The sequence below is a fragment of the Corynebacterium diphtheriae genome (genome assembly GCF_001457455.1).
Lineage (GTDB): Bacteria > Actinomycetota > Actinomycetes > Mycobacteriales > Mycobacteriaceae > Corynebacterium > Corynebacterium diphtheriae.
In genome coordinates, this window is record NZ_LN831026.1 from 1,966,764 (window position 1) to 1,992,234 (window position 25,471).

Below are 25,471 nucleotides of genomic sequence, written 5' to 3' on the forward strand. Positions count from 1 at the left end.
TCGCTTCCAAACCGGCCGTTTGACTGGATTTGGTGTGAAGTGCCGTCTTTTCGGGGGTGGGCGGGGGTGGCGCACCCACCAGCGCCCATCAGCGCCCACCAGCGCCCGCCAACATCCGACACAAAATCAATGCACTCTAAAACCAGAAGAGCCGGTTTGCTGTATCAACAGTGCCAACCAGAACTATGGCTTTGGAATGTTACGTAGATTGGACTTCGCCATATCTACCATGTGGCCCACGCCGCCACCGAAAACTGTGCGCGTAGCTGCACGAGAGAAGCCCATCAGCATATCCATCGTGATGTTCGGTGGGATCGACAAAGCGTTAGGGTCAGTGACGATGTCGATCAGCACAGGACCGTCATAATCAAATGCTGCCTGAAGCTGCTGACGTGCCTTAGCTGGGTCCGTAATCTTAATGTGCTCGATACCCACTGCAGCAGCAATGGCATCAAAGTCCACATGCTCGTGATCAGTTTCGTGCTCTGGCATGCCCTGAACCAGCATTTCCAGCTTGACCATGCCCAGCGAGGAGTTGTTAAACACAACAGTCTTAATAGGAAGGTTGTGCAGCTTAACAGTGAGCAGCTCGCCCATGAGCATGCCGAGTCCGCCATCGCCAGAGAAGGTGACAACCTGACGTCTTGGGTTAGCAGCAGATGCGCCGATAGCCTGTGGCAGCGCATTCGCCATGGTGCCGTGGCGGAACGAGCCGATCATTTCACGCTTGCCATTAGGGGTGATGTAGCGAGCACCCCAAACGTTGCACATGCCGGTATCGATGGTGAATACGGCATCGTCGGCGGCGATTTCGTCGATAATGTTGGCCACAAATTCAGGGTGGATAGGGGTGTGCTTCTCCACGCCTGAGGTGTAGGCCTCGATCACGTCGTTAAGCTTGCGGTGATGCTTTTTCAGCATGCGGTCGAGGAAGGAACGGTCAGTCTTTTCCTCGATGTGCGGCAAGATGTTCGAAATTGTTGCGGCAACGTCGCCAACCACAGGGTGGCTGATGCGGGTGCGGCGACCGATGTGGGAGCCGTCGATGTCGATCTGTGCAACGTTCTTGCGTGGCAAGAAGTCGTTGTAGGGGAAGTCGGTGCCGAGGAGGATCAGCAGGTCGGCGTCGTTGGAAGCGTCGTGGCAGGCTCCGTAGCCGAGCAGGCCGGACATGCCCACGTCGAAAGGGTTGTCGTACTGGATGTACATTTTTCCGCCGAGCGCGTGGCCGATGGGTGCCTTGATCTTTTCTGCGAGTTCGAGGACTTCTTTTCGGGCGTAGCGCACGCCGGCACCACAGAACAAAGTGACGGTTTTGGCCTCGTTGATGGCTTTGACAAGGTCAGCGGCCTCAGCTGGGTCTGGGTACATGATGGGACGTGCGTTGGAGATCCGCGAACCGGTGAAGGTGTCGTCCTCCACGTCTTGCATGGTCACATCGCCTGGGAGGACCAGCACGGATACGCCTTTGCCAGCCATGGTCGACTGGATGGCGTGGTGCAAGATGACCTCGCCTTGGAGTGCAGAGTTGGCCATTTCGCAGTAGCCGGAGCACTCTGCAAAGAGGGCTTCTGGGTGGGTTTCTTGGAAGAAGTGTGAGCCGATTTGGCGTGAGGGAATGTGGCTGGCGATGGCGAGTACTTTGGCGCCGTTTCGGTTGGCGTCGTAAAGCCCTTGGACGAGGTGGGTATTTCCTGGGCCGCAGGAGGCTGCACAGACGGCTAGTTCGCCGGTGAGCAGGCTTTCTGCTTCTGCTGCGAAGGCTGCTGTTTCCTCATTGCGGACGTGGATCCATTCGATGTTGGAGGTGCGTACTGCGTCCACGATCGGGTTGAGGCTGTCTCCGACCAAACCATAGATGCGCTTTACTCCTTGGTTTTCCAAGCTTTCTACGATTTGTTCCGCAAAATTTTTTGCCATACTCGAAACCTTTCTTCTGTTGATACATCTATCATTCGCCCGATTTCCGCGGCGTCGCCACCTATCGACTCCAATCCCACACCGTCGCGGGAGTTGTGACAGAATCGACAGCATGCTCAAGCTTTTCGACGCCCCCCTCTTCCGCACCCTCAAACGAAGGCAAGAGGCGTCGACAGGCACCGCGACTATCGACGTCGCCGCAGCCCCCGCTCTCGCCCCCATCGCCCCCGTCGATCTGACCGACCGTGGGCAGGTCACAGGTGTTTTAGAGATCGCTGCGCGTATTGGTGAGATTCTCATCGTTGCGGGCACCACCAACTCAGATGCTTCCCGACAAGTGTCGGCGGTCACAGAATCTTTTGGACTCTGGAATTGCCACGTGGATATGACCTCAAACCGGATTCGTTTGTTTGCAAACATTTCCGATGATCGTCGAAATCCTGTCGCCGTAGTTCGCATCATCACCCCAGCAGCACAGAACTTCCGCAAGCTCATCCTAGTCGACCGCCTCATCCGCGACATCCACTCCGGCAAAGCGTCCCCCATTAACGCCGAAACACGCCTCGATGCCATCGACCGCTCCAAAGACCCCATGGGCCTGTTCGGCTTCGTCGCCTCCTTTGCCGTCATGTCTGGCGCCGTGACACTCCTTCTCGGCGGCGACATCCCCGTCGCTCTGATCTCCACCCTCGCCGGCGGCACCATCATGTGGATGAGCGCCAAACTTGGCGACCTCGGCCTACCCATCTTTTTCCAAAACACCGCCGGCGGAATCTTCGTCGCAATCCTTGCTACCGTCGCCTACAAATGGGGCCTCTTTTTCGGACTGCAACTTCGCCCCAGCATGATCATCGCCACCTCGATCATCGTGATGGTCGCAGGCCTCACACTCGTCCAAGCCATCCAAAATGGCGTCACCGCAGCCCCCATCTCAGGCACCGCCAGGCTTTTCGACGCCATCATCATCACCGCAGGCATCGTCGCCGGCATCGCCATCGGCGCATCCCTTGCCGCCACCCTCGGATACCCGCTCCCACCTGTAGAAACACTGCCAGTACCCAACTTGGCCAGCCAAACCGTCCGCGTGATCGGCAGCACCCTCGCCTCCGCAGCTTTCGCCCGCTCCTGCTATGCCGACTGGCCATCCGTTGTCATCTCCGGAGTAACAGCAATGATGGGCTCCTCGCTGTTCTACTTCGTGCTGGTCCCCACAGGGGTCAACGACATCACAGCAACCGCCACCACTGCGGTCATCATCGGACTCGTTGGCGGTCTGCTCGGCCGCCGCTATCAGATTCCCCCGCTGGTCATCTCCATCGCGGGCATTACCCCGCTATTGCCAGGTTCTGCGATCTACCGTGGTTTATTCGGTTTGCTCAATGAGCAGATCCTTGTCGGCTTTTCCAACCTCACCTATGCGTTTGCCGCTGCTACCGCGTTATCCGCCGGTGTGGTTTTTGGCGAATGGATCGCACGCAGGTTACGACGCCCACCGTCTCTGGCGCATTACCGCAAAGTGGCAGTGCGGATCATGCGCGCACGACGTCGAAACGTGTTTGACTAGCAGTCCGCAGGGCGCAATGCGGGGCGCAATTTCGTCTCCTCGATCTCAAGAACACGAAAACCCAAGAACGATACTTTTGGGAAATTTTCGCATCCAGCGGTTTTCGATGTCGTGAGTTCGAGGAGGCGCGTCACACCCCACAAAACGTCGAAATACAAAAATGCCCTTGACCATAGATAAAGGCCAAGGGCTTGTTGAGCTGGAGATGGGACTTGAACCCACAACCTACGCATTACAAGTGCGTTGCGCTACCAATTGCGCCACTCCAGCACGCGCGTTCTTTTATACAAGTTCGCACTGGGGTGACACTTTACAGGAATATGTGGCGGTCAAGCAAAGCCGCGCGAGAGTCTGTAGTGTCGTGGCTGGAAATGTGTGGGAAGTAAAGGGGCCGTATCGTGGGTCTGTTTGAGAAGCTGCGTGGTTGGTTTGCAGGTTCTGGCCGTATTGCGACGATTGATGCTGTGAAGGCTGCGCCGCCGCCCTCGCCATTGGCCCCTATTGATTTGACGGATCCTGCTCAGGTGGCGGGTGTGATGGATTTGGCGGCTCGTATTGGTGACATTTTATTGTCGGCGGGTACAGCGAATCGTGATACGAAGGCTCAGATTCACGCGGTGACGGCTGCTTATGGTTTGTTGTATTGCCATGTGGATATCACGTTGAACACGATTACGGTGTTTACCACTATTGGGTCTGAGAAGAAGATCCCGGTGAGTGTTTTTCGTGTTGTGCGCTCGATGAATACTGATTTTTCTAAGTTGAGCGAGGTTGACCGGTTGATTCGGTCGATTCAGGCGGGCGCTACTCCCCCTGATGTGGCTGAGAAGATTTTGAATGAGTTGTTTCAGACTCGGGCGAAGTATCGCTTCCGTACGGCGGTGTTTGGGTGGGGTTTTTTGGGCGCTGCGGTGTCGGTGTTGTTGGGGGGTTCGTGGCTGGTGGCGTTGGCGTCGTTTGTGGTGGCGTTGGTGATTATGGGCGGCAGTGTGTGGCTGGATCGTAATTCGTTGCCGTTGTTTTTCCAGAATATTTTTGGTGGTTTCATTGCGACGTTTCCAGCGGCGTTGCTTTATAGTGCGGTGACGTCGCATGGGGTGTCTATTTCGCCGAGTCATATTGTTGCTGCTGGCATTGTGGTGATGATGGCGAATTTGACGATGGTGCAGTCGTTGCAGGATGGCATTACGGGTGCTCCGGTGACGGCGAGTGCGCGCTTTTTTGAGACGTTGCTGATTACTGGCGCGATTGTGGCTGGTGTTGGTGCGGGTATCCAGTTGGCGGCGTCGTTGGGTATTACGTTGCCGCCGTTGGAGCAGGCTGCGTTGTTGGGCGGTAGTCCGTCGTGGCTGAAGGTGTTTGCTGGTGCTGCGGCGTCGGCGGCTTTTGCGGTGGGTTGTTATGCGGAGTTGTCTGCGGTGGTGGTGTCTGGTTTGACTGCTGCTGCGGGTTCGTTTGTGTATTACTACTTGTTGATTCCTGCGGGTATTGGCCCTGTGGTTGCTACGGCGATTGCGGCGACGTGTATTGGTTTTGGTGGCGGTTTGTTGGCGCGTAGGTTTTTGATTCCGCCGTTGATTACTGCGGTTGCTGGTATTACGCCGATGTTGCCGGGTTTGTCGATTTATCGGGGTATGTATGCGGCGTTGAATGAGCAGACGTTGCTGGGTTTTACGAACGTGGCTATGGCGTTGTCTATTTGTTGTTCGTTGGCTGCTGGTGTGGTGTTGGGCGAGTGGGTTGCGCGTCGTATTCGCAGGCCACAGAGTTTCAAGCCGTATACGGCTTTTCGACGTTCCCAGCGTTATTCTTTCCGTCAGGCCCAGTTGGCGGCGCAGCGTCGTGCGCAGGATGAGGCTGAGGAGCGTGCGGATAGGCGGCGTCGTTTTGCTAAGGGTCGACTGTCTATGCCGAGTCCTAGTAAGCGAAAGCGCGGTTTTTAGCGTAGAATACTTGTTTTGCACTAGTAGCTACAACGTCTTTATCTCCCTAAAGGAGGAGCCTTGCCCCCCAAGGTCACTGATACCCACACTAACTCTGCTGAATCTTTGCATGCTGTTGAGGCGGAAACCGCTGCCGCAGCACGCCGTATTGTCGCAGGTTACGCCACCGATTTCTTTGATGGTGTGACGTTGATGTGCATGCTGGGTGTAGAGCCGGAGGGGTTGTCATACCGCAAGGTTGCAGCAGAGTACGAGGCAGCTAACGCGCCCAAAAAGACGCGTGCAAAGAAGACGTCTAAGAAGTCGACAAAGAAGAGCACCAAGAAGACCACCAAGAAGTCGACAAAGAAGACTACGAAGAAGGCTGCTAAGAAGAGCACCAAGAAGACCACTAAAAAGGCCTAGTGGGCGTCGTGTCTGCGATCGAATCGTATGAGGGCGAGCAGCTTTTCGACTTTGTCGTGGTTGCTAATCGGTTGCCTGTTGACTTAAGCACGTCTGCTGATGGGTCGCCGTGTTGGGTGGCTAGCCCTGGCGGTTTGGTCACTGCGTTAACGCCTGTTCTTGCTGGCAACCGTGGTTGTTGGGTGGGCTGGCATGGCGGTACTGGCCCTGCCCCTGATCCGTTTCGTACTGACACGAACATTTGGGTGCATCCGGTTGCGTTGAGCGACCATGATTTTGAGGGCTTTTACGAGGGCTTTTCTAATGCCACCCTGTGGCCGTTGTACCACGATTTGATTGTGTCACCGGTGTATAACCGCGATTGGTGGACGGCCTACCGTGAGGTGAATTTGAAGTTTGCTTCGGCGGTTGCTGAGGTTGCCGCCGAGGGCGCTGTGGTGTGGGTTCAGGATTATCAGTTACAGCTGGTACCTGGTATTTTGCGCCAGATTCGCCCTGATCTTACGATCGGCTTTTTCTTGCATATTCCGTTCCCGCATTCGGATTTGTTCCGCCAGTTGCCGTGGCGCGAGGAGATCGTGCGTGGGTTGTTGGGGGCGGATTTGGTTGGTTTCCATCTGACATCCAGCGCAAATAATTTCTTGGATTTGGCTGCGGCTCTTGGTTTAGAGGCACAGGGCCGTGCGAAGGTCCGCGAGGTTCGTGCTACGGTGACAGCTGGCGACGGCCATGTGGTGAGCGTGGCGGCGTATCCGATTTCCATTGATGTGGAGCCGTTGATTGCTTCGCATAGTAATCGTGCTGAGATCCGTGCTGAGTTTGGCTACCCAGAGACGCTGATTTTGGGTGTGGATCGCCTCGATTACACGAAGGGTATTTTGCAGCGTCTGTTGGCCTTTGAGGAGCTGCTCGAAAGCGGTGCTATCGATCCGAACACCACCGTGTTTGCGCAGGTGGCTACGCCTTCTCGGGAGCGTATCGAGCATTATAAGCAGGCTCGTTCTGAGGTTGAAGAGGCCGTGGGGCGTATCAATGGCCGTTTTGGTTCCATTGGTCGTTCTGTGGTGCATTATCACCATCGTCACATGGATCGCAGTGAGCTGAATAAGCTGTATCGTGCCGCGGACGTTATGCTGGTCACGCCGTTTAAAGACGGTATGAATTTGGTGGCCAAGGAGTATGTGTCTTGCCACAGCGATGGTTCAGGCACAATGGTTCTTAGCGAGTTCGCTGGTGCCGCCGTGGAGCTTGAGCAGGCATTTTTGTGTAATCCTTTTGATTTGGAGTCGATCAAGCGCCAGATTGCTGGTGCGGTGACAACGCTGAAGAATCATCCGGAAGCTGCACGAGATCGTATGCTGGCTATGCATCAGCAAGTAGTCGACCATGATGTGAATGTGTGGGCTTCGGCGTTTTTGCGTGATCTTAGTAGTGCGCATACGTCGTAAAGCGTCCTTCTAGTCTCACGAGGAGTGATGGTGTTGCGTCGTTTAGTAGTTGTTGCCTGCATGGGTGCGCTTCTTGCGGGGTGTGGTACGCAGCCCACTCAGGTGACGGATTCGCGGTGGCAGGTCACTGCGGTGCATACCACGCCGGAGTACCCAAGTTTTGTCCCTGATGACATCGCCGGCACTGTGTATATGAGTTTTGGTCGCGGTTCGGTGGCTGGTTATACCGGTTGCGCGCGTTTCCAAGGCACGGCACATTTTAGTGATGATCAGGTCGCGGAGGCGGCTCCGGAGGCCGCAAGTAGGGTCACGATGAGCAAGGTGCGTTTCCAGCCTATCGACGATTCCTGCGAGGGCCATCACCGTTATCTTCACGATTCGATGGTGTCGATTATCGCCGACTCGACTCTTGATATTCACCATGGTTCCAGCCAGCAGATGGTGTTGACTCGCCAGGTGGATCAGGTGGATAAGCCGTCGATTAGCTTGGTGGCTAACCATGTGGACTAGTAAGCAGCAGCAGGCGTTGGATCATCTGGCCGCCACCCCCTCGTTGTTGGTGGTGTCGGATTTTGATGGCACTCTTGCGGGCTTTAGCCACGATGCCATGCAGGTGCCAGTTAATCATGTTGCTATGGCGGCGCTACAACAGCTGACAAGACTGCCGAGCACGCGAGTGGCATTGCTTTCGGGTCGCGATGTCCAGAGGCTGATTCAGGTTTCTGGTGCTGCCGCCCCGATGATCGTGGCGGGTTCGCATGGTGCAGAATCGACGGAAGGCGGGCTGGTTCTCAACGAGGATCAGCAGGCGGCGCTGAACACGGTGACCACTGCGTTAGAGGAGATTGCGGCGTCAGTACCAGGGGCATTTGTGGAGCTTAAGCCCTATCATCGGGTGCTTCATGTGATTCGAGTTGCCGACAAGCAGCGGGCACGTGCCGCGCTTGATCGCGCTCTTGCGCTAGAGATCCCTGGGGCGAAGCTCGCTGAGGGTAAGTGGATTGCCGAGGCCTCGGTGATGGATTTTACAAAGGGCACGTGGATTAAGGCTGCGCAAGAGCAGTATCGTCCGTCTGCAACACTGTTTTTGGGGGACGACACCACCGATGAAAACGGCTTTGCGGTGTTAGGCCGCAACGACGTAGGCATCAAGGTGGGTGCTGGTGATACCTGCGCCACGGTACGCCTAGAGTCCATTGACCGTGTGGGGCAGTTTTTGTCTAGCCTCGCCGATGCTCGTTCGGCGGAACAACAGTAGCTCCTGGGTGGAAGGACGTTGCTAGGATCTCGCGGTGTAGTTGGCCACGGGAGATCACGTTGGGGTTCTTTTGTGCTTCTTCGATCATCGAATAGAGCAAGGTACCAGCGCGTTCACCTTTGATTTTGTTTGGCTGGAGCACCGTGGTCAGTTCGCGGTTGAGGGCGGGAGCGATGCCGTCAAAGCCGGTTACGGAGAGGTCTTCTGGCACACGCAACCCGAGTTCTTTGGCATATTCCAGCACACCAAAGGCCATGGTGTCGGTGGTGCACAAGATTGCGGTCACGTCGGGGTGTGCGGTTAATAGCTCGCGGGCAGCGTCGATGTTGTTGGCGGGGTCGTTGATGTGGCGTTCGATGATCGGTACTGCGCCGGCGGGAATGCCGGCGGCGTCGAATACTTCGAGTGCGCCTTGGACTCGGGCACGCTGCACGTGGTGGTGGGCGTGCTTGAGGCGTTCAAACGACACTGGGCCGTTGTTGGGCTCAGAGTCGAGGCGAATGCACAAGATACCGATGCTACGGTGGCCGGCGTCGACAAGCGCTTGGGCTGCGGGAGCGATGGCTGTGTGGTCGTCAATACCGACGAAGGACATGCGGTGATCGTCGGCAGGCTGGTCGCAGACAACGGCGGGTAGTCCCCTAGCGTGCACGGCTTCTAGAAAGGGGTCACCTTTTGCTACAGAGTAGACCACGAATCCGTCGACTACTGCAGAGTTGACCAGCTGCTTTGCCGCGGTCGGGTCGAGAGAATCCGGCCCTACGGGCACGAGCGTCATGGAGGTCTGCGAACCCGCTGATGCCTCGGCCATTCCGGCTAAAAAGTCCACCGAGGCGAGGTCCTCAAAGGCGTAGGTGAGGTGGTCCGTAAACAGCACGCCGACGCTTCCCACTCGGCGTGTGCGTAAGGAGCGTGCTGTGGGGTCGGGGCCTAGGTATCCCAAGCGTTCCGCCGTGGCGAGGATTTGCTCGCGCAGTTCGGCGGATAGTTGCTGCGGATGGTTGTAGGCGTTGGACACGGTGGTGCGGGAGACGCCTAGTTCTGCTGCAAGTGCCGCAAGGCTGGGACGCTGGGTATTTCGGGAAGCCATAGGCACCACCATACAGTTGTGTTACTTCAGGCGACGCTGGCGGGCGAATTCGCTGAGCACTACGCCTGCTGCCACGGAGGCGTTGAGGGATTCAACCCAACCGGCCATCGGGATCGACATGAGAGAATCGCAGTTGTCGCGCACAAGGCGAGAGATTCCCTTGCCCTCGGAGCCGACGACGATCACGACAGGGCCACTGCCGTCGTAGTTGTCCAAGGTGGCGTCGCCGCCTGCGTCGAGGCCGACAACCTGGTAGCCGTTTTGTTGGAACTCTTGGACGGCGCGAGTGATGTTGGTGGCTTTAGCGACGGGCAGGCGTGCTGCGGTGCCCGCTGAGGTGCGCCATGCCACCGCTGTGACCGATGCGGAACGACGCTCTGGGATAACCACGCCGTGGCCGCCGAATGCGGCAACAGAGCGGATAACAGCGCCGAGGTTGCGGGGGTCGGTGATGTTATCGAGTACTACGACCATGCCGTCTTCGCCGGTGGAGTTAATACGACCGATGAGGTCAAACACGGTGGTGTACTTGTATGGCGGAATTTGTAGGCCGATCCCTTGGTGCATGCCGTTGCCGGTCATGAGGTCCATCTCGTGGCGGGGTACCTCGATCATGGGGATGCCACGGGAGTGAGCGATCTGGACGGCTTCGCTGAGGCGGTTGTCGTTTTTGGTGCCTTCCACGATGTAGAGCGAGGTTGCTGGCACCTTGGCGTGCAGGCATTCGACGACGGGGTTGCGGCCCACAACCAGCTCGGAGGTTTCCTCTTTGACGTGGCGGCCTTGGTCGCGACGCTTGCGCTCCATCTTCTTTTTGTATGCTGCGTGGTACTCGCGGTCTTCGGCTTTAGGGGTTGGGCCTTTGCCTTTGAGTCCGCGGCGGCGTACTGCGCCGGAGCCTTTAGTTGCGCCCTTTTTGTTGGTTTTGCGCAAACCTGGGCGGTTGGTGTGATTACCAGCCATGGTTGTTCTCTCAGTTCGTGTAGTCGTTTAGTTATTCAGTGCCCATGTTGGGCCATCAGGTGTATCGGTGACGGTGATGCCTGCGGCGTGGAGGCGGTCGCGGACTTCATCAGCAGTTGCCCAGTCCTTGGCAGCGCGTGCTTCGGTGCGACGCTGTAGCTCGGCGTGTACCAATACGTCGAGTGCGGCGTTTGCGGAGGAGTCGGAGGCTGCGGAGTCGAGCCACTTCTCGTCGAGTGGATCAACGCCCAGCACGGCGGCCATAGCGCGAACGCTTGCGGCGATCTCACGGGCCTTATCGACGTCTCCTGCTGCGAGTGCAGAGTTTCCATGCCGGACCTGGGTGTGGATCTCTGCCAGTGCGCGTGGGACGGCGAGGTCATCGTTCATGGCCTCTTCAAATTCCGTGGTCCACTGCCCTGCTTCTACGTCGGCAACCTTGGTTAAGAATGCCTCGATGCGTCGATAGCCGGCGGCGGCCTCAAGGAGTGCACCTTCGGAGTATTCCAGCATGGAGCGGTAGTGTGCAGATCCCAAGTAGTAGCGCAGCTCGACTGGGCGGACTTTGTCCAAAATGTTTGGAACGGACAAGACGTTGCCCAGGGACTTACTCATCTTCTCGCCACTCATGGTGACCCAGTGGTTGTGCATCCAGTAGTTGGCAAAACCATCGCCTGCGGCATGGGATTGGGCGATCTCGTTCTCGTGGTGTGGGAACTGAAGATCAAGGCCACCGCAGTGGATATCAAACTCCCCGCCGAGGTACCAGGTGGCCATTGCGGAGCACTCTAGGTGCCAGCCTGGGCGGCCAGCACCCCACGGGGTCGGCCACGAAGGTTCCCCTGGTTTTGCGGCCTTCCACAGCGCGAAGTCGTGGGCACCGCGTTTGCCGGTGATCTCTGTTTCACCCTGTTCCATCTCTTCTACTCGGTTGCCCGAAAGGCTGCCGTAGTCCGAGCCTTCAGCAGCGGTCCATGCTGCCACGTCGAAGTACACGGATCCTTCGGCGGCGTAAGCAAAGCCGTTATCGATCAGGCGTTGCATGTACTCCACCATCTGGGTGACATGTCCGGTTGCGCGGGGCTCTACTGAAGGCGGCAGCACACCGAGCTGGTTATACGCCCAAGTAAATTCGCGTTCATAGGTAGACACCCACTCCCACCATGGGCGACCGTTTTCTGCTGCTTTGGTGAGGATTTTGTCGTCAATATCGGTGACGTTGCGAACGAATGCGACATCGAGGCCTTGGGCAATCAGCCAACGGCGCAGAATGTCAAAAGCAACCCCTGAGCGCACGTGCCCAATGTGGGGTTGTGTCTGCGGGGTTGCTCCACACAGGTAAACCGAGGCATGACCGGGACGAATCGGCTCAAAATCTCGAAGCGAGCGTGTTCCTGTGTCAAAGATGCGTAAAGTCACGCAGGTTAGTCTAGCAGGCTACTTCCACACCACAGCGGTGGCGACGGCCGCCCTACCCTCACTGCGACCAGTAAAACCAAGATGGTCCGTTGTTGTTGCCGAAACAGACACTGGCGCGCCGAGAATCTGGCTCATCACGCGCTCTGCTTCTTCCCGCCGTGGCCCCATTTTGGGAGATTGCCCAACCAGCTGAACGGCACCGTTTCCGATGGTAAAACCATGGGACTCCAACAACTCGCGGCACTCGGTGAGCAACTGGGTACCAGACACGCCATCGTATTCCTTGCGGCCAACGCCCACAAAGGAGCCTAGGTCACCAAGATTGGCGGCGGACAAGAGGGCGTCGACAAGCGCGTGTGCTACCACGTCACCATCGCTGTGGCCTTCGCAACCGTCTGCGTCGGAAAACAGTAAGCAGGCAATCCAGCAGGGCTTTCCGGCCTCGATCTGGTGTGCGTCGGTAGCAATGCCCACGCGTGGGATGATGGGGGTATTAGTCACTGGGTACCTCGAAAATCGTTGGTTCTGCTTGGTCAGTCACGGCCTTGGCCAGCGCATAATCAAGCGGCGTAGTCACCTTAAATGCCATGGGGTCGCCATCAACGCACAACACTGGGGTGCCAAACCACTCCATGAGGCTGGCATCGTCGGTCGCCTCAAAATCGGGTTGTTGCTGCTGATATGCAATATTGGCTGCCCGCAGCGCCGCAATATCAAACCCTTGTGGGGTTTGGACAGCACGCAAGTCTCTCCGTGGAGGCGTTGCTACAACGGTGGTGCCGTTGACTGTTTTGATGGTGTCGGCAACCGGCACAACAGGAATAACAGCCTTGTTACCGTCGAGTACCGCGCGTGCTACCCGAGCAATCATGCCAGGTGGGGTGAGCGCGCGTGCTGAGTCATGGATGAGCACCACCGCATCGGTATCGGCGATGGCTTGCAAACCACACCACACGGAGTCGGCGCGCTCGGCACCGCCATGGACAAGACGCACGGGGATGGCGGCACTAAAAAGCCCCCAACGCGACAACAGCGCGGCCGCATAATCATGCATTTGGGGGCTGATAATCACGATGACCTCGTCAACTACGGCAGAGGTAATCATCGCACGCACAGAGCGCACCACCAGTGGAATGTCCCGCAACGGGACGTAGGCCTTGGGCAGATCTGCACCCAGCCGAGTGCCTTTACCCGCTGCCGCCACGAGGGCTACAACTCTTCGCGACATGGTGTGGGGTTAGTCTTCGTCGTCGAAATTGAGATCATCGAGGTCGATGTCGCCCAGTGGCTCCACCTTAGTTTCCTCAATGCCTTTGTTTTCGGCGCGGTGACGCTCGATAGTGGCATCAACCTGAGCGAGGATTTCCTCGGTCTGCTTCTCGTCCTTGTTCTCAGCAAGAGCCAACTCGCCAACGAGCACCTGGCGCGCCTTAGCCAGCATGCGCTTCTCACCTGCAGACAATCCCTTCCCCTGATCGCGACGCCACAGGTCACGGACAACCTCGGCAACCTTGTTTACATCGCCGGAAGCCAAACGCTCCTGGTTAGCCTTGAAACGACGGGACCAGTTGCCAGCCTCTTCCACATCGGTTTCACGCAAGAAGCCGAATACTTTTTGCAGGCCGTCATCATCAACAACATCGCGAACGCCAACCAGCTCGGCGTTCTTGGAAGGCACACGCACGACCAAGTCGGACTGGTTAATCTGAAGAACCAGATACTCCAAGGTCTCACCGCCCATCTCGCGGTGCTCGATTGCCTCGATTACTGCGGCACCGTGATGTGGATAAACGACGGTATCGCCGACCTTGAATTCCATCTAAACTCCTTGCGCATTCGTGTAACTGTGGCATTCTACCACGTGAGTCCAATCGCCTTGAGCATTGGCCACAGGGGTTGCCTGCGGGTTTCGTTACACCACAGCAGACATCAACCGCATCCCGAAAGTTCCGATCCTCCTAAAGTTTCCCCCCTTTTGGCTCCCCGATCACACCAGCAACTGTGTGAACTCCACCGCAGCCTACTAAAGTAAGGAAAGAAAATTTAGCCCTTAATCGACTAACAGTCTCACCTTATGGAGGACGTACACGTGAAGTCCCTGAAGTCCGCCGCTCGCCGTGGCGCAATGATCTCTGTTGCAGCAGCTTCTGCGCTTGCTCTCGCATCGTGCAGCGCTGGCCAGATCACCCAAACCTCCGATCAGGTAGCGGCTGTCGACGGCTCGGAGATCGATAACGCCAACGGCACCATCGCACTGCGGGACGTGACCATCAGCCTCACCGAACAGGGCCAGGCAGGCGTGAAGTTCACCGCCATCAACCAAGACAACAGCAACAAAGAGCACGTCTTGAAGAGCATTACTGTCGACGGCACCAAGGCGACCATCGACGGCGACACCAAGCTTGCTAGCGACTGCTCCATCGTCGGCGGCATCAAAGCCGAGATGTCTCGACTGACCGAGCCAAAGTCCGGTTGTATCACCCACGTGATCACTTCGGTTGAGAACAAGGGCTTGGCAGTTGGCGGCAGCAAGAACGTTGTCTTCTCCTTCGACTCCGGCGACATTGCTCTCGACGCCACCATCGCCGCCCCAGTTCTGGAATCCGGCCAGCACGACCGCCAGGTCGGTGGCGAGCACGCTAACCACAGCCACTAAGCCTCTAATTACCGCTTATCGCAGCAATAAATCCGTCGTCACGCTTGGAATAATTCCAGTGTGACGACGGATTTTCTATAGCTACTATGACAACGGTTGCATTTTAGCGAAGGCGAAGCAGCAAAAATGCGCCACCAATCATAATGGCGAGTGCCGCCAAGTTAATCAGGATGGCAGCAACAGGCTGACCACCCAACGCATCGCCTTGCATCTGACGGATTTCGTGGCGATCATCCATAGCTACCGAGTCATCCTCGGTATCGTGATGGTGGTGATCGGCACCAGCGATGAGCTCACGAGACTTAGGGTCCTCCGTGGGCTTATGCACCCTGGGTATTACCGAAGCAGTTCCGGTAGCCGAGCTCACCCCTGAAGCAGGCTGAATGTTCGTCGACGACGCCCCTTGGGTAACAGACTCACTAGCAGCCGCAGAAGTAGAGGTAGGCGCTACTGAAGATTCAGATGTTTGCGAGGCCTCCGAGTTCTGCTTATCACGGTTTTTATCCCGTGAAGGAAACAGCATTTCAATAATGCTGCGTGGTCGCTCAATCACACGGCCCGCATTGCGAGGCACATCCCGCACCGCTTCTTGTTCGCGTGCAAGAACGGCAGGCGCCTCGGGATCCAGAGGCTGTGGTTTCTCCGGCTGCGTAGCAGGTTGCTTCGAACGCGCAATCATCTCGGGCGGGGTTTCCGGACGATAGGAATCGTCGATAAGCGCGTCTTCTGAATACTCCCTTGATCCGTCATGCAGTGGAAGTACCGAGTCGTCATCGAAATCGTTCCACGGCTCATCATCCGGCCACCCCTGCGGCTGAGCATTAGGGGTTGACCTTGGCGTAGTCGACTCTGCCGACTCTGGCAACTCTGGCGAATCCACAACGAGCTTTTCCCCAGTCTTAGCGGCCGAACCAACAAGCGGTTTGGGTTCGCTAGGCTGAGCAGGCTTTACCTTGAGCTTGTGCGTGCCGAACTCACCAAGATTAATGGTCGTATACCCATGATCGCGCTTTGCCACATAGTTCAACGGTGCCGTAATCGTGATTGCGCCTCGGCCAGCAGCTGAGTGCGCAGCCAAGTAATCATTAAAGGTCACGGTCAGCTTGTTAATGTCAAAATGGGTAAGACCACCAAGGACCAAAGTGCTGGGAATCTGGTAAACAAAATAATCCCCAGGCTTTACTGCACTATCAGTGTGCCAGTTGATCTGAACACCTAGTTCTTCGTCATTGCGCAGTTTTGCATCTGGGGAAAGTGGAGCAAATCCCTGCCCTTGCTGATTGAGTAACGCTACCCCCGTAATGGCATTGTGCAGACGCTGGTCATGTTGCTCTTCTCGCACAACAGCTGGCGACTGTGGCACATCCTGAGCCAAAACTAAGGGTTGAGGAATTAAGGCCAGACAGCCTGCCACACATGCAGCAGCCCCTCGTGTGACCTTTTGTTCCACCATAATTCCCTTCTCACAGGCCGATCCGTTTACATTAAGCACCTGCGATCCTTCAAAAAGCACTTCAGACTTTTCTCAGCATTTTTTAATGGACCCTGTAACGCTAGCGAACATTTCCCAACTTTGCCAACTTATTGTGCAGCCCCTTTGCTACATTTCACATGCGCTAAGCGACAAATATATAAGCTGACAAACATAATAAATGGCTAAAACGGTTTATGCCAATCTCAATGTCCTTAAATTGTTTAATAAACAATACCCCCGCACGGAGGCCCTCTCCCCCGCGTTGACACCCCACCGAAATACATTCGAACACGCCAACTCGATCGAATGTCATAGCCATAGTTTATGGTGTTCCCATGGCTAAAAAAGCACGTAGCTCGCATATATGCTCCGAATGCGGATATACCTCACCGAAATGGTTGGGGCGCTGCCCAGACTGTGGCGCATGGGGAACTTTCCAAGAACATCAGGTGACAACGAGCTCTACGGCACCAAGCGTGGGCGCCAAACCTATTGGACTTACCCCCACTAGCCCCGCTCAGTCGATAACGCGTATCGACGCCACCCGTTCCAGCACGCAATCCACCGGTATTGGGGAGCTTGACCGTGTATTAGGCTCCGGCATAGTCCCAGGCTCTGTCGTCTTACTCGCTGGCGAGCCAGGCGTGGGCAAATCCACCCTGCTGCTTGAGGTCGCCAGCAAGTGGGCTCAGCAGAAACAAGGCGCCGGCAACCGCACAGCGCTGTATATCACTGCCGAAGAATCTGCGGGGCAAGTTCGTATGCGTGCTGAGCGCACAGGAGCATTACAGGATTCTTTGTATTTAGCGGCGGAATCCAATCTGGACATCGTGTTTGGCCATGTAGAACAGATCAAACCAAGCCTGCTGATCATCGACTCCGTTCAAACCATGCAGGCAAGTGGTGTGGAAGGTGTCGCAGGCGGCGTGGCGCAATCGCGTGCCGTTACAGCGGCAATCACCAGCCTTGCCAAAACCACGGGGATTCCCTGTCTGTTGGTAGGTCACGTGACTAAAGACGGCAACGTGGCAGGGCCGCGCGTACTAGAGCACCTAGTCGATGTCGTTCTTAACTTTGAGGGTGACCGCCACTCCAGCCTGCGTATGCTCCGCGGCATTAAGAACCGTTTTGGCGCAACCGATGAGGTCGGCTGCTTTGAGCAGCATTCTGATGGCATACGCGAAGTTCCAGACCCCTCTGGGCTTTTCCTCTCCCATCATGGCAGCACACCAGATGGCACAGCAGTAACTGTAGCCATGGATGGCGTTCGTCCCATCGTCGCGGAGGTACAAGCCCTTGTGGTTCCCACGGAGGCAAAAAATCCTCGGCGTGCTGTCACAGGCCTTGATCCCACGCGCGTTCCCATGGTCTTAGCGGTTTTAGCCGCACGCGCTGGTAAGCGCACCCATAGCAGCGAGGTTTACGTTGCCACTGTTGGCGGTATGAAGGTGGGAGAACCTGCCACCGACTTGGCTATTGCGCTCGCCACAGCCAGTGCCCTGAATAAGAAGGCCATTGCAGAAAAAACTGTGGTTCTTGGCGAGGTAGGTCTAGCTGGCGAGATCCGTCGAGTGCCTAATATCCAGCGCCGGCTCATGGAGGCCCAACGGCTGGGCTATAAGCGCGCTATTATCCCTGTGTCTGACCCCAGTGAGACAAAGGTTGCCGGAATTAAGGTGATACAAGTAAGCGACATCCGAGAAGCTCTGGATGTCGCTGTGGGATAGCACGCCTAGGCCTAGAATCAGCCGCGTTTAACTTGCAATATTAAAGGTGTAAGCGGGCGAGGGCTTAGAACCCACCACTGCGTGGAGGAAGTAGCCGCCAGCTTCTACTTTGGGTCGGTTCTGGCACTGTTTGGGTGCGCTCTTGGTACGTGCCCACACAGCCTCGTAGCTGAGTGTTTCGCCTGGTTTGATAGTCACTTTGCCTTTGTCCATGGGCTGGTTGCAGTCAATGTCGGACCAAATGCGTTGGTTGGTTGCTAGACCGTATACCTCGAAGCGGATCACGTTTTCGTCAAGGTCGATCGCACAATCGGCCTTGGTGGGGTTTTTCACCGTCATATAGAAGGTGGGTTTTGCGCCCTTGACGTAATTGGGGTTGTTGGTGCTCGCGGTGACCTCTAGGTCATCGAGCGTGCAGGAGGTTTTCTCCGAGGCTTTGGCAGTTGTGCTTGCCGACGGCTCCTGGGAGGCGCTTTCAGAGGCAGACTCGCTTGCAGAAGAACTCGACGTCGATTGTGACGATGCAGCAGAGGAGGTTTTTTCCCCAGTCACCGAGGATGCTGTGGTGTCAACCGCCGGTGCGGTTTCAGGCTGTGCCTGATCCGATTTGTTGCCAAGAGCAGACAACAACCAGATCACTAGGAACACGACTACTAGTAATGCCACCACCGCTGCGGCGCGGCGACGTTTGTAATAGACCTCGGGGAGCCTACCAGTGTGCTGATTCTCATTACGTCGATCCACGTCTTTCAGCCTAAAGGTTTCCGGACGCAGATTGCGCCAAGGCAGGGGGTGTGTCTTGTTCCTAGGTGATTAAAAACCGCAGGTTTTGATGGTTTCTACAGCGCCATCGGACAAGCGGTAGCGTGCTGCGATCAGTGCGGTCTGGCCATTTTCTACAGCCTCGGTGATTGCAGGCGAGGTCTGCATGATGCGATTCACCATCGCTGCGGCGTGGTGGCGCTCAAAATCATCGGGAGTGTCATGGCCTTCGAACTTTGCTTCCAAGATGGAAGGGGTGATCTGCTCGACAAGGGTGCGCTGGTGGCCGGTGGGTACTTCTGCACCTTCGAGCACAGCTACGGTTGCTGCCACCGCACCGCAGGATTCGTGGCCTAGAACAACCACAACTTCCACACCGAGCCCTAGGACCGCGAACTCGATGGATGCAAGAACACCGGAATCGATTACTTCGCCTGCGGTACGTACCACGAAGATGTCACCGAATCCGGAATCGAACAGCAACTCTGCGGGTACTCGGGAGTCGCCACAGGTAAATACGCAGGCGCGAGGAGCTTGGCCTTTGGTCAGTTCTTCTCGTCGGGCGGCATCTTGGTTGGGACGCAATGGTTCCCCGCGCACAAAACGACCATTTGCTTCGAGTAGGGTTTCCCACACACCTTGGGGATCTCGATCAAACTCTGCAGTTTCAAGCTTTGCCATAGATCACATTCTTGCACCGAATTGGCAAATATGCTTGTTTTTTATCCAATTGTCATGCAACGTGGGGGGTTTCGGATTGCATGCTGTGCCCAGTTACACTGAAGCCTTGCACCCACATAGATGAGCTTTTATGAACGCTAATAATGTAGAAAATATCCCGCAGATTTTGACCGAGTGGTATCGCAAAAACGCTCGTAGCATAGTGTGGCGTACCCCACAGACTTCCGCGTGGGGCGTGTTGCTCAGCGAGGTTATGAGCCAGCAAACTCCGGTGGCCCGAGTTGAGCCGATATGGGTCGATTGGATGCGACGCTGGCCTACCCCCGCTGACTTCGCTCAAGCGGGCAAAGATGAGGTGTTGCGTGCGTGGGATCGGCTCGGTTACCCGCGTCGTGCGCTTCGTCTTCACGAGTGCGCGCAGCAGATTGTAGAGCGTCATGGTGGTGAGGTCCCCCACGATGTGGAGCAGTTGTTGGCGCTGCCAGGTATTGGCGATTACACCGCCCGCGCGGTGGCCGCTTTTGCTTTCGGGCAGCGGGTTGCCGTGGTTGATACGAATGTGCGCCGAGTACATCACCGCGTGTATCAGGGGATTTACCTTGCGGGAAATGCGTCGAAACGCGAGCTGCGCGAGGTGGAGGCCTTGTTGCCGCATGACAACGCGCCGGAGTTTTCGGTGGCGTTGATGGAGCTCGGCGCTTTGGTGTGCCAAACGACCCCGCAGTGTGATCGTTGCCCACTGACGCAGCAGTGTCGATGGATCGCGTTGGGTCGTCCGATGCCGAGTGCGGAGGAAACCGCCAAGGCGAAAAAGCGGGTTCAGAAATTTGTGGGCACTGATCGTCAGGTTCGCGGTTTGATTATGGCGGTGTTAAGAAATGCGGAGGCACCGGTCCCGCAGTCAGCTATCGACGTCGTGTGGCCCGATGCGGCTCAGCGTTCTCGGGCACTGTTTAGCCTGCTTGACGACGGCCTAGCGACCCAAAACGAGGCGGGACTTTTTAGTTTGCCCACCTAGGCTAGTGGTTTATCAAATTCGATGAGGTGGCCAAAGGTCCATGCGCGATCGGTGAGCAATCGTGCCAGCACGAGGCCTGCGCTGATAGAAAACACCACCATTGCGGCTGTTGCGGCATTGGATAGCGCATGGTCCATGTCTCCGCTGTTCAGGTAGTACACGGCTCGAAACATGGCGGTGCCAGGGATCAAAATGATGGCGGCGGGCACGGTTGTTGTAATACGTGGCAGGCGGACTTTCTTGGAGGCAACCGCACCGACAAGTCCGATGATCACTCCGCCGACAAACGCCGCGAAGTAGGCGGTTGCTCCGTATTGTTCGAGCAGCAAGCGGATGAGGTTGGCGGCGGTGCCGACTACTGCGGCCACGAGCACCATGCGTCGTGAAGAATTAAATAGGAACGCGAACCCTGCGATGCCCACAAAGCTTGCTACACCTGCGATGAGTAGCCATGCGGGGTGGGGGTCGCCGTGGACTGGTTCGGGGTTAAGGCCAGTCCCCCAGCTGACCATCGCCACTGAGAATGTGGCGGTGGCAATGACGGTCAGTGCGTACATGAGTCGCGCGGTGCCGGCCTCAAAATCGAAGCGGCCGAGGTCGATCATCGCGGAGAACAGGGGGAAACCTGGGATGAGGAACAGTACCGCTGCCACGTATCCGGCGGTCATGGTGTAGTCGGAGTCGAAGCCTAGCAGCAGCAGTATTCGGGTGATGGCGAAGTAGCTTAACGACGCCACCGTGCCTGCCGCCGCCACGCAGCCTAGTTGGTGCATGCGCATCTTGTGGAGGCGGTGTCGCGTGTATTGGCCGCATCCGGCACTGACGGCGACGATGCCGGCTTCTAACCAGTCGAAGTGGTTCAGTACTGCGAAGCTAGCGCAGGCGAAGGCTGCGGCGAGAGTTAATACGATGCTGGACCACCGTTTGACCACTGTGAATTCGATGGTGTCGAGTTCAGCATTGAGTTGTTCGGCAGTGATGCGACGATGCATCTGGTGGGTGAGGTTTTCGAGGGCTTCGATCCGTGATGCGTCGACTGCAGGGGTTTGGGACTTTGCCACTACCGTGCGGAACTCTGAACCTTTGTGGATCGTCGAGGTGATCTGTGTGACGCCGATGACTGCATCGACGCGGTCGAAGCCTAACGCTCGGGCGGCGCGTTTCATGCCGCGGATGACGCGGTAGCCACTGGTTCCAGCGCCCATGAGCAGCATGCCTAGGCGTACGACGGCGTCTGCTTCTACGCCCATTCGGAATTGATCCTCATTAGTCACGTAGGTCGATCCTAATACGCCTTAATGAAAATCGGTCAGGCGAGTTGGACATAATCATGTGTTTTGTGACCAACTTGCCTGACCGATCTCGCATGCGGTGCTGCGATTACTTCCAGCGACCCCTAAAAGTTAGGCCGCCGGGTAGTTTCACCCATACGCCTCCGCGACTGTTGATGGTCACGGGGCCGATCTTGGTGGATGCGGAAGCACCGGAGCCGGACAGGTTGAGCCAACTGTTTTTGCCCAGCTTTTTGCGCTTGCGATATTGGATTCCCATGGTGCTCCCTCGGGTGAAATAGTGCCGCTATTAGTTTTCGATGTTGGCTTCTTCTTCTGGAACCTCAGTCTCAGCAGCGTTAATCACTGCTTCTTGAGCTTCCTCAGATGGGGTTGCCTCTTCGAACTCGTCTGGCAGCGGCTTCACGCGTGGGGTGAAGGTGAAGGAAGCCTTGTCGGTTTCCTTGGATTCGCCGTCCCAGCCTTCAACATCCACGGTGACGATCTCACCAGCGCCGACCTCACCGAAGAGGATCTTCTCGGAGAGTACGTCTTCGATCTCGCGCTGGATGGTGCGACGCAATGGTCGTGCACCCAGTACTGGATCGAATCCACGCTTTGCCAGCAGGTTCTTGGCCTTTTCGGTGAGCTCGATGCCCATGTCTTTTTGAGCAAGTGCCTTGGATACGCGTCCGATGAGCAGGTCCACCATTTCGACGATCTGTTCTTGGGTGAGCTGGTGGAAGACCACGATCTCGTCGATACGGTTGAGGAACTCAGGGCGGAAGTGCTTCTTCAGCTCGTCGTTGACCTTCTGCTTCATGCGGTCGTACTGGCCATCGGCATCGTGCTCGCCGACAGAGCTAAAGCCCATGCCCACAGCCTTAGAGATGTCTTGGGTACCCAGGTTGGAGGTGAAGATCAGCACGGTGTTCTTGAAGTCCACAACGCGGCCTTGTCCGTCGGTGAGGCGACCTTCTTCGAGGACCTGCAGCAAGGTGTTGTAGATCTCCTTGTGGGCCTTTTCGATTTCGTCGAAAAGCACCACGGAGAATGGCTTGCGGCGGACCTTCTCGGTGAGCTGACCGCCCTCGTCGTAGCCCACATATCCTGGAGGGGCACCGAACAGACGGGATGCGGTGAAGCGGTCGTGGAACTCGCCCATGTCGATCTGGATTAGGGCGTCGTCGTCGCCGAACAGGAAGTTGGCCAGCGACTTGGATAGCTCGGTCTTACCCACACCAGATGGGCCGGCGAAGATGAAGGAGCCGGAAGGACGGCGTGGGTCCTTGAGGCCAGCGCGGGTGCGGCGGATGGCGCGAGAAACACTCTTGACGGCATCGTCTTGGCCGATGATGCGCTTGTGCAACTCGTCTTCCATGTGGAGCAGACGGGAGGACTCTTCCTCGGTCAGCTTGAACACTGGGATGCCAGTCCAATTGCCCAGCACCTCAGCGATTTGCTCTTCGCCGACTTCTGCGATGTCTTCTAGGTTGCCGGAGCGCCACTGCTTTTCTTTCTCAGCACGCTCTTCGCCTAACTTGCGCTCGGTGTCGCGCAGGCCTGCGGCCTTTTCAAAGTCTTGGGCATCGATTGCGGCTTCCTTCTCGCGACGGACTTCCGCGATCTGATCGTCAACCTTGCGGATGGATTCCGGTGCGGTCATGCGCTTGATACGCATGCGTGCGCCGGCTTCGTCGATAAGGTCAACGGCCTTATCTGGCAAGAAGCGATCGTTGATGTAGCGATCGGACAGCTGTGCTGCTGCTGCGAGGGCCCCATCGGTGATGGAGACGCGGTGGTGTGCCTCGTAGCGGTCGCGTAGACCCTTGAGGATCTCGATGGTCATATCGACGGAAGGCTCTGGAACCTGCACTGGCTGGAAACGACGCTCAAGTGCGGCGTCCTTTTCGATGTGCTTGCGGTACTCGTCCAAAGTGGTAGCACCGATGGTCTGTAGCTCACCACGAGCCAGTTTTGGTTTGAGCAAGCTGGCAGCGTCGATAGCGCCTTCTGCGGCACCGGCACCGACGAGGGTGTGGATCTCATCGATAAACAAGATGATGTCGCCACGCTGATTGATCTCCTTGAGAACCTTCTTCAGACGCTCTTCGAAGTCACCACGGTAGCGCGAACCTGCCACCAAGGAGCCGAGGTCAAGAGAGTAAACCTGCTTGTCTTTCAGCGTTTCTGGCACCTTGCCATTAACGATGTCTAGAGCTAGGCCTTCTACAACAGCGGTCTTACCAACACCTGGCTCACCGATAAGAACTGGGTTGTTCTTGGTACGACGTGAGAGCACCTGCATGATGCGCTCAATTTCCTGCTCACGACCCACCACAGGATCCAGCTTGCCTTCCTTAGCAGCCTGGGTGAGGTTGCGACCAAACTGGTCCAAAACCAAGGAGTTGGAGCGCTCGCCTGCGCCACCACCGCGGCCAGCACGGCCAGCGCCAGTACCAGCACCCACAGCCTCGCCGTCGTTATTGTTTTCTGGGCTTTCGCCACCCTCGTAGCCGGAAAGAAGCTGAATAACCTGCTGACGTACACGGGGCAGGTCAGCGCCGAGCTTGACCAAAACTTGTGCGGCTACGCCATCGCCCTCACGGATAAGGCCGAGCAGCAGGAACTCAGTACCGATGTACTTATGTCCCATCTGCAGACCCTCACGCAAGGAGAGCTCAAGTACCTTCTTGGCACGTGGAGTAAAAGGAATGTGGCCGGCTGGTGGCTCGGAGCCGTGGCCGATGATTTCTTCTACCTCTTGGCGTACTGCTTCAAGGGAGATGCCCATGGACTCGAGCGCCTTAGCGGCCACGCCCTCGCCCTCGTGAATAAGTCCGAGCAGGATGTGCTCGGTGCCGATGTAATTGTGATTGAGGCCGCGCGCTTCTTCCTGTGCCAGAACGATAACGCGACGTGCACGATCGGTAAACCGCTCGAACATGTTCACACCCTTCAAAGTTGGCTTTTGTTAAGTAGTTGCACCCACTGTAACGCCCATGCGTGACATTGATTTCCCATTTTCTGGCCCACCCCTGTAAAAATTCGAACATCAAGCATTATTTACGCAGGTCACAGACACTATTACTCCCCTGTACGCCAGCAGCGAACACGTCACTTCACGCCTACACTTCGCCATTGTTAATGTCCCCAAACCCACCCTCACCGTAATAATCTTTCCCCAACGTGCGGTAATAATGTGTTCTCTATAATGCTGTACCGAGTTTGTACACCGTACTGGTGGATACACTGTTCTTTGGGGAGTTGAACCCCAAGAAGCCCACCAACTCCTGCCAGCTGTTATAAGAGTCCATGCCTTCTAGGCCGCATGGCTGGCCTTTCACGTTCGGCCGGAATGATTCACGGTTACCGACATTTAATACGTTAAACGCTACTGTAGTTCCGTTTGCCAGTTAAGCCGTTGAATGTCTACGTCGAGTTGACGATATTCCTTTGCTGCCAGATCGGCCTTCTTGCGGATCTCACGGGCATCCATCGTGGCCACATATTTGATTTCCGAACGAGAATAGCGATCCTGTCGGCTTGTCAGGTGGTCTGCTAAATCGCTGTACAGCGTGCGCTTTTTTAATAAGGCATCCCGCACCGAGAGGGCGTCGGCAAGCGTCATGCCCTCGGAGAACTCCGTGACGGAATTGGTTCGGTTAATGCGGCGGACGAGGTCGTTAATGCGCGTTGTGAGTTCTTCTAATTCCGTGAGGATTTCATGCGGATTTTCGGCAGGCTGGTCGCCTTCTTGCACCTTTGCTACGTCAAGTAAGAGCTGGTTGAGCTCACTGTAGCGGCGCTGGGCTTCCACGCGTTGGGCCAAGGCTTCTGCTAGGTACATTTGCCCAGACTACTACCGCGAG

The 25,471-nt window shown here is 56.5% G+C and carries 23 protein-coding genes and 1 tRNA gene; 9 read left to right on the plus strand and 15 right to left on the minus strand.

Annotation, left to right across the window (positions count from 1 at the left end; all coding sequences use genetic code 11):
- Positions 1–183: 183 nt before the first annotated feature.
- Entirely contained in the window at positions 184–1,920 is a 1,737-nt protein-coding gene (locus tag AT687_RS09455; RefSeq protein ID WP_014309544.1) for a pyruvate dehydrogenase, read from the minus strand.
- Between the two features lie 112 nt (positions 1,921–2,032).
- Between AT687_RS09455 and thrE (AT687_RS09460) the strand changes: the two genes are divergently transcribed.
- Positions 2,033–3,484 carry a threonine/serine exporter ThrE gene (gene thrE, locus AT687_RS09460; RefSeq protein WP_014319315.1) on the plus strand — a complete coding sequence of 484 codons (1,452 nt, stop codon included), beginning with the start codon at positions 2,033–2,035 and terminating at the stop codon, positions 3,482–3,484.
- 197 nt (positions 3,485–3,681) lie between these two features.
- Here thrE (AT687_RS09460) and AT687_RS09465 read toward each other — a convergent pair.
- A tRNA-Thr gene (locus AT687_RS09465) sits at positions 3,682–3,754 on the minus strand.
- Between the two features lie 128 nt (positions 3,755–3,882).
- Between AT687_RS09465 and thrE (AT687_RS09470) the strand changes: the two genes are divergently transcribed.
- From thrE (AT687_RS09470) to otsB, 5 genes are read left to right on the plus strand one after another with little or no spacing between them, the layout of a single operon-like run.
- Entirely contained in the window at positions 3,883–5,427 is a 1,545-nt protein-coding gene (gene thrE, locus AT687_RS09470) for a threonine/serine exporter ThrE (protein ID WP_014319316.1), read from the plus strand.
- Between the two features lie 60 nt (positions 5,428–5,487).
- Positions 5,488–5,832 carry a hypothetical protein gene (locus AT687_RS09475; RefSeq protein ID WP_014319317.1) on the plus strand — a complete coding sequence of 115 codons (345 nt, stop codon included), beginning with the start codon at positions 5,488–5,490 and terminating at the stop codon, positions 5,830–5,832.
- Positions 5,832–7,280 carry an alpha,alpha-trehalose-phosphate synthase (UDP-forming) gene (locus AT687_RS09480; RefSeq protein WP_014319318.1) on the plus strand — a complete coding sequence of 483 codons (1,449 nt, stop codon included), beginning with the start codon at positions 5,832–5,834 and terminating at the stop codon, positions 7,278–7,280. Before AT687_RS09475 ends, AT687_RS09480 begins: the two co-directional genes overlap by 1 nt.
- Before the next feature lie 27 nt (positions 7,281–7,307).
- Positions 7,308–7,790 (plus strand): META domain-containing protein, encoded by a 483-nt coding sequence (locus tag AT687_RS09485; protein WP_014307291.1) that lies wholly within the window; start codon positions 7,308–7,310, stop codon positions 7,788–7,790.
- On the plus strand, positions 7,780–8,538 hold the full coding sequence (gene otsB / locus AT687_RS09490; protein ID WP_014319319.1) for a trehalose-phosphatase: 759 nt from the start codon (positions 7,780–7,782) through the stop codon (positions 8,536–8,538). The genes AT687_RS09485 and otsB overlap by 11 nt, the downstream gene beginning before the upstream one ends.
- Here otsB and AT687_RS09495 read toward each other — a convergent pair.
- The 6 genes from AT687_RS09495 to AT687_RS09520 are packed head-to-tail and all read right to left on the minus strand — an operon-like array spanning position 8,501 to position 13,829.
- Entirely contained in the window at positions 8,501–9,628 is a 1,128-nt protein-coding gene (locus tag AT687_RS09495) for a LacI family DNA-binding transcriptional regulator (protein ID WP_014302329.1), read from the minus strand. The genes otsB and AT687_RS09495 overlap by 38 nt on opposite strands.
- Before the next feature lie 21 nt (positions 9,629–9,649).
- Complete coding sequence (rlmB, locus tag AT687_RS09500; protein WP_003852847.1) at positions 9,650–10,591, minus strand: 23S rRNA (guanosine(2251)-2'-O)-methyltransferase RlmB; 942 nt, start codon at positions 10,589–10,591, stop codon at positions 9,650–9,652.
- Positions 10,592–10,618: 27 nt separating this feature from the next.
- Positions 10,619–12,010 (minus strand): cysteine--tRNA ligase, encoded by a 1,392-nt coding sequence (gene cysS / locus AT687_RS09505; RefSeq protein ID WP_014319320.1) that lies wholly within the window; start codon positions 12,008–12,010, stop codon positions 10,619–10,621.
- Between the two features lie 18 nt (positions 12,011–12,028).
- Positions 12,029–12,511: a 2-C-methyl-D-erythritol 2,4-cyclodiphosphate synthase gene (gene ispF / locus AT687_RS09510; protein ID WP_014319321.1), complete on the minus strand. Its 483-nt coding sequence runs from the start codon at positions 12,509–12,511 to the stop codon at positions 12,029–12,031.
- Entirely contained in the window at positions 12,504–13,238 is a 735-nt protein-coding gene (ispD, locus tag AT687_RS09515) for a 2-C-methyl-D-erythritol 4-phosphate cytidylyltransferase (RefSeq protein ID WP_014319322.1), read from the minus strand. The genes ispF and ispD overlap by 8 nt, the downstream gene beginning before the upstream one ends.
- 9 nt (positions 13,239–13,247) lie before the next feature.
- Positions 13,248–13,829: a CarD family transcriptional regulator gene (locus AT687_RS09520; protein ID WP_003852856.1), complete on the minus strand. Its 582-nt coding sequence runs from the start codon at positions 13,827–13,829 to the stop codon at positions 13,248–13,250.
- 255 nt (positions 13,830–14,084) lie between these two features.
- On the opposite strand from AT687_RS09520, the gene AT687_RS09525 reads away from it, so the two are divergent.
- The gene (locus AT687_RS09525) at positions 14,085–14,666 is read left to right on the plus strand and encodes a hypothetical protein (RefSeq protein WP_016830234.1); all 582 of its coding nucleotides are present in this window, start codon (positions 14,085–14,087) and stop codon (positions 14,664–14,666) included.
- Between the two features lie 103 nt (positions 14,667–14,769).
- Here the strand turns inward: AT687_RS09525 and AT687_RS09530 are convergent, their stop codons facing one another.
- On the minus strand, positions 14,770–16,119 hold the full coding sequence (locus AT687_RS09530) for a hypothetical protein (protein WP_014319323.1): 1,350 nt from the start codon (positions 16,117–16,119) through the stop codon (positions 14,770–14,772).
- A gap of 356 nt (positions 16,120–16,475) precedes the next feature.
- Between AT687_RS09530 and radA the strand changes: the two genes are divergently transcribed.
- Positions 16,476–17,867: a DNA repair protein RadA gene (gene radA / locus AT687_RS09535; protein ID WP_014319324.1), complete on the plus strand. Its 1,392-nt coding sequence runs from the start codon at positions 16,476–16,478 to the stop codon at positions 17,865–17,867.
- A 27-nt stretch (positions 17,868–17,894) separates the two neighbouring features.
- Here radA and AT687_RS09540 read toward each other — a convergent pair whose 3' ends face one another.
- Complete coding sequence (locus AT687_RS09540; protein ID WP_014302336.1) at positions 17,895–18,611, minus strand: hypothetical protein; 717 nt, start codon at positions 18,609–18,611, stop codon at positions 17,895–17,897.
- A 69-nt stretch (positions 18,612–18,680) separates the two neighbouring features.
- A complete protein-coding gene (locus AT687_RS09545) occupies positions 18,681–19,310 on the minus strand; it encodes a carbonic anhydrase (RefSeq protein WP_003852865.1) in 630 nt (209 codons plus the stop codon).
- Between the two features lie 130 nt (positions 19,311–19,440).
- On the opposite strand from AT687_RS09545, the gene AT687_RS09550 reads away from it, so the two are divergent.
- Positions 19,441–20,328 (plus strand): HhH-GPD family protein, encoded by an 888-nt coding sequence (locus AT687_RS09550; protein ID WP_014311527.1) that lies wholly within the window; start codon positions 19,441–19,443, stop codon positions 20,326–20,328.
- Here AT687_RS09550 and AT687_RS09555 read toward each other — a convergent pair.
- The 4 genes from AT687_RS09555 to AT687_RS09565 form a co-directional block, all read right to left on the minus strand.
- Positions 20,325–21,578, minus strand: a complete 1,254-nt coding sequence (locus AT687_RS09555; RefSeq protein ID WP_021335188.1) for a threonine/serine exporter family protein — start codon at positions 21,576–21,578, stop codon at positions 20,325–20,327. The genes AT687_RS09550 and AT687_RS09555 overlap by 4 nt on opposite strands.
- Before the next feature lie 130 nt (positions 21,579–21,708).
- Complete coding sequence (locus AT687_RS12060) at positions 21,709–21,879, minus strand: DUF4236 domain-containing protein (protein WP_003852870.1); 171 nt, start codon at positions 21,877–21,879, stop codon at positions 21,709–21,711.
- A 30-nt stretch (positions 21,880–21,909) separates the two neighbouring features.
- Positions 21,910–24,546 carry an ATP-dependent Clp protease ATP-binding subunit gene (locus AT687_RS09560; protein ID WP_014319325.1) on the minus strand — a complete coding sequence of 879 codons (2,637 nt, stop codon included), beginning with the start codon at positions 24,544–24,546 and terminating at the stop codon, positions 21,910–21,912.
- Between the two features lie 447 nt (positions 24,547–24,993).
- Entirely contained in the window at positions 24,994–25,449 is a 456-nt protein-coding gene (locus tag AT687_RS09565; protein WP_014303845.1) for a DIP1984 family protein, read from the minus strand.
- Positions 25,450–25,471 lie beyond the last annotated feature (22 nt).

Bases quoted from the DNA above. Each gene is read 5' to 3' on its own strand.
- AT687_RS09520 (WP_003852856.1), bottom strand. From the start codon at position 13,829: ATGGAATTCAAGGTCGGCGATACCGTCGTTTATCCACATCACGGTGCC.
- AT687_RS09560 (WP_014319325.1), bottom strand. From the start codon at position 24,546: ATGTTCGAGCGGTTTACCGATCGTGCACGTCGCGTTATCGTTCTGGCA.
- AT687_RS09525 (WP_016830234.1), top strand. From the start codon at position 14,085: ATGGAGGACGTACACGTGAAGTCCCTGAAGTCCGCCGCTCGCCGTGGC.
- AT687_RS09530 (WP_014319323.1), bottom strand. From the start codon at position 16,119: ATGGTGGAACAAAAGGTCACACGAGGGGCTGCTGCATGTGTGGCAGGC.
- AT687_RS09495 (WP_014302329.1), bottom strand. From the start codon at position 9,628: ATGGCTTCCCGAAATACCCAGCGTCCCAGCCTTGCGGCACTTGCAGCA.
- AT687_RS09455 (WP_014309544.1), bottom strand. From the start codon at position 1,920: ATGGCAAAAAATTTTGCGGAACAAATCGTAGAAAGCTTGGAAAACCAA.
- AT687_RS12060 (WP_003852870.1), bottom strand. From the start codon at position 21,879: ATGGGAATCCAATATCGCAAGCGCAAAAAGCTGGGCAAAAACAGTTGG.
- AT687_RS09545 (WP_003852865.1), bottom strand. From the start codon at position 19,310: ATGGCAAAGCTTGAAACTGCAGAGTTTGATCGAGATCCCCAAGGTGTG.
- AT687_RS09565 (WP_014303845.1), bottom strand. From the start codon at position 25,449: ATGTACCTAGCAGAAGCCTTGGCCCAACGCGTGGAAGCCCAGCGCCGC.
- radA (WP_014319324.1), top strand. From the start codon at position 16,476: ATGGCTAAAAAAGCACGTAGCTCGCATATATGCTCCGAATGCGGATAT.
- ispD (WP_014319322.1), bottom strand. From the start codon at position 13,238: ATGTCGCGAAGAGTTGTAGCCCTCGTGGCGGCAGCGGGTAAAGGCACT.
- rlmB (WP_003852847.1), bottom strand. From the start codon at position 10,591: ATGGCTGGTAATCACACCAACCGCCCAGGTTTGCGCAAAACCAACAAA.
- thrE (WP_014319315.1), top strand. From the start codon at position 2,033: ATGCTCAAGCTTTTCGACGCCCCCCTCTTCCGCACCCTCAAACGAAGG.
- AT687_RS09555 (WP_021335188.1), bottom strand. From the start codon at position 21,578: ATGGGCGTAGAAGCAGACGCCGTCGTACGCCTAGGCATGCTGCTCATG.
- AT687_RS09550 (WP_014311527.1), top strand. From the start codon at position 19,441: ATGAACGCTAATAATGTAGAAAATATCCCGCAGATTTTGACCGAGTGG.
- AT687_RS09485 (WP_014307291.1), top strand. From the start codon at position 7,308: ATGGTGTTGCGTCGTTTAGTAGTTGTTGCCTGCATGGGTGCGCTTCTT.
- otsB (WP_014319319.1), top strand. From the start codon at position 7,780: ATGTGGACTAGTAAGCAGCAGCAGGCGTTGGATCATCTGGCCGCCACC.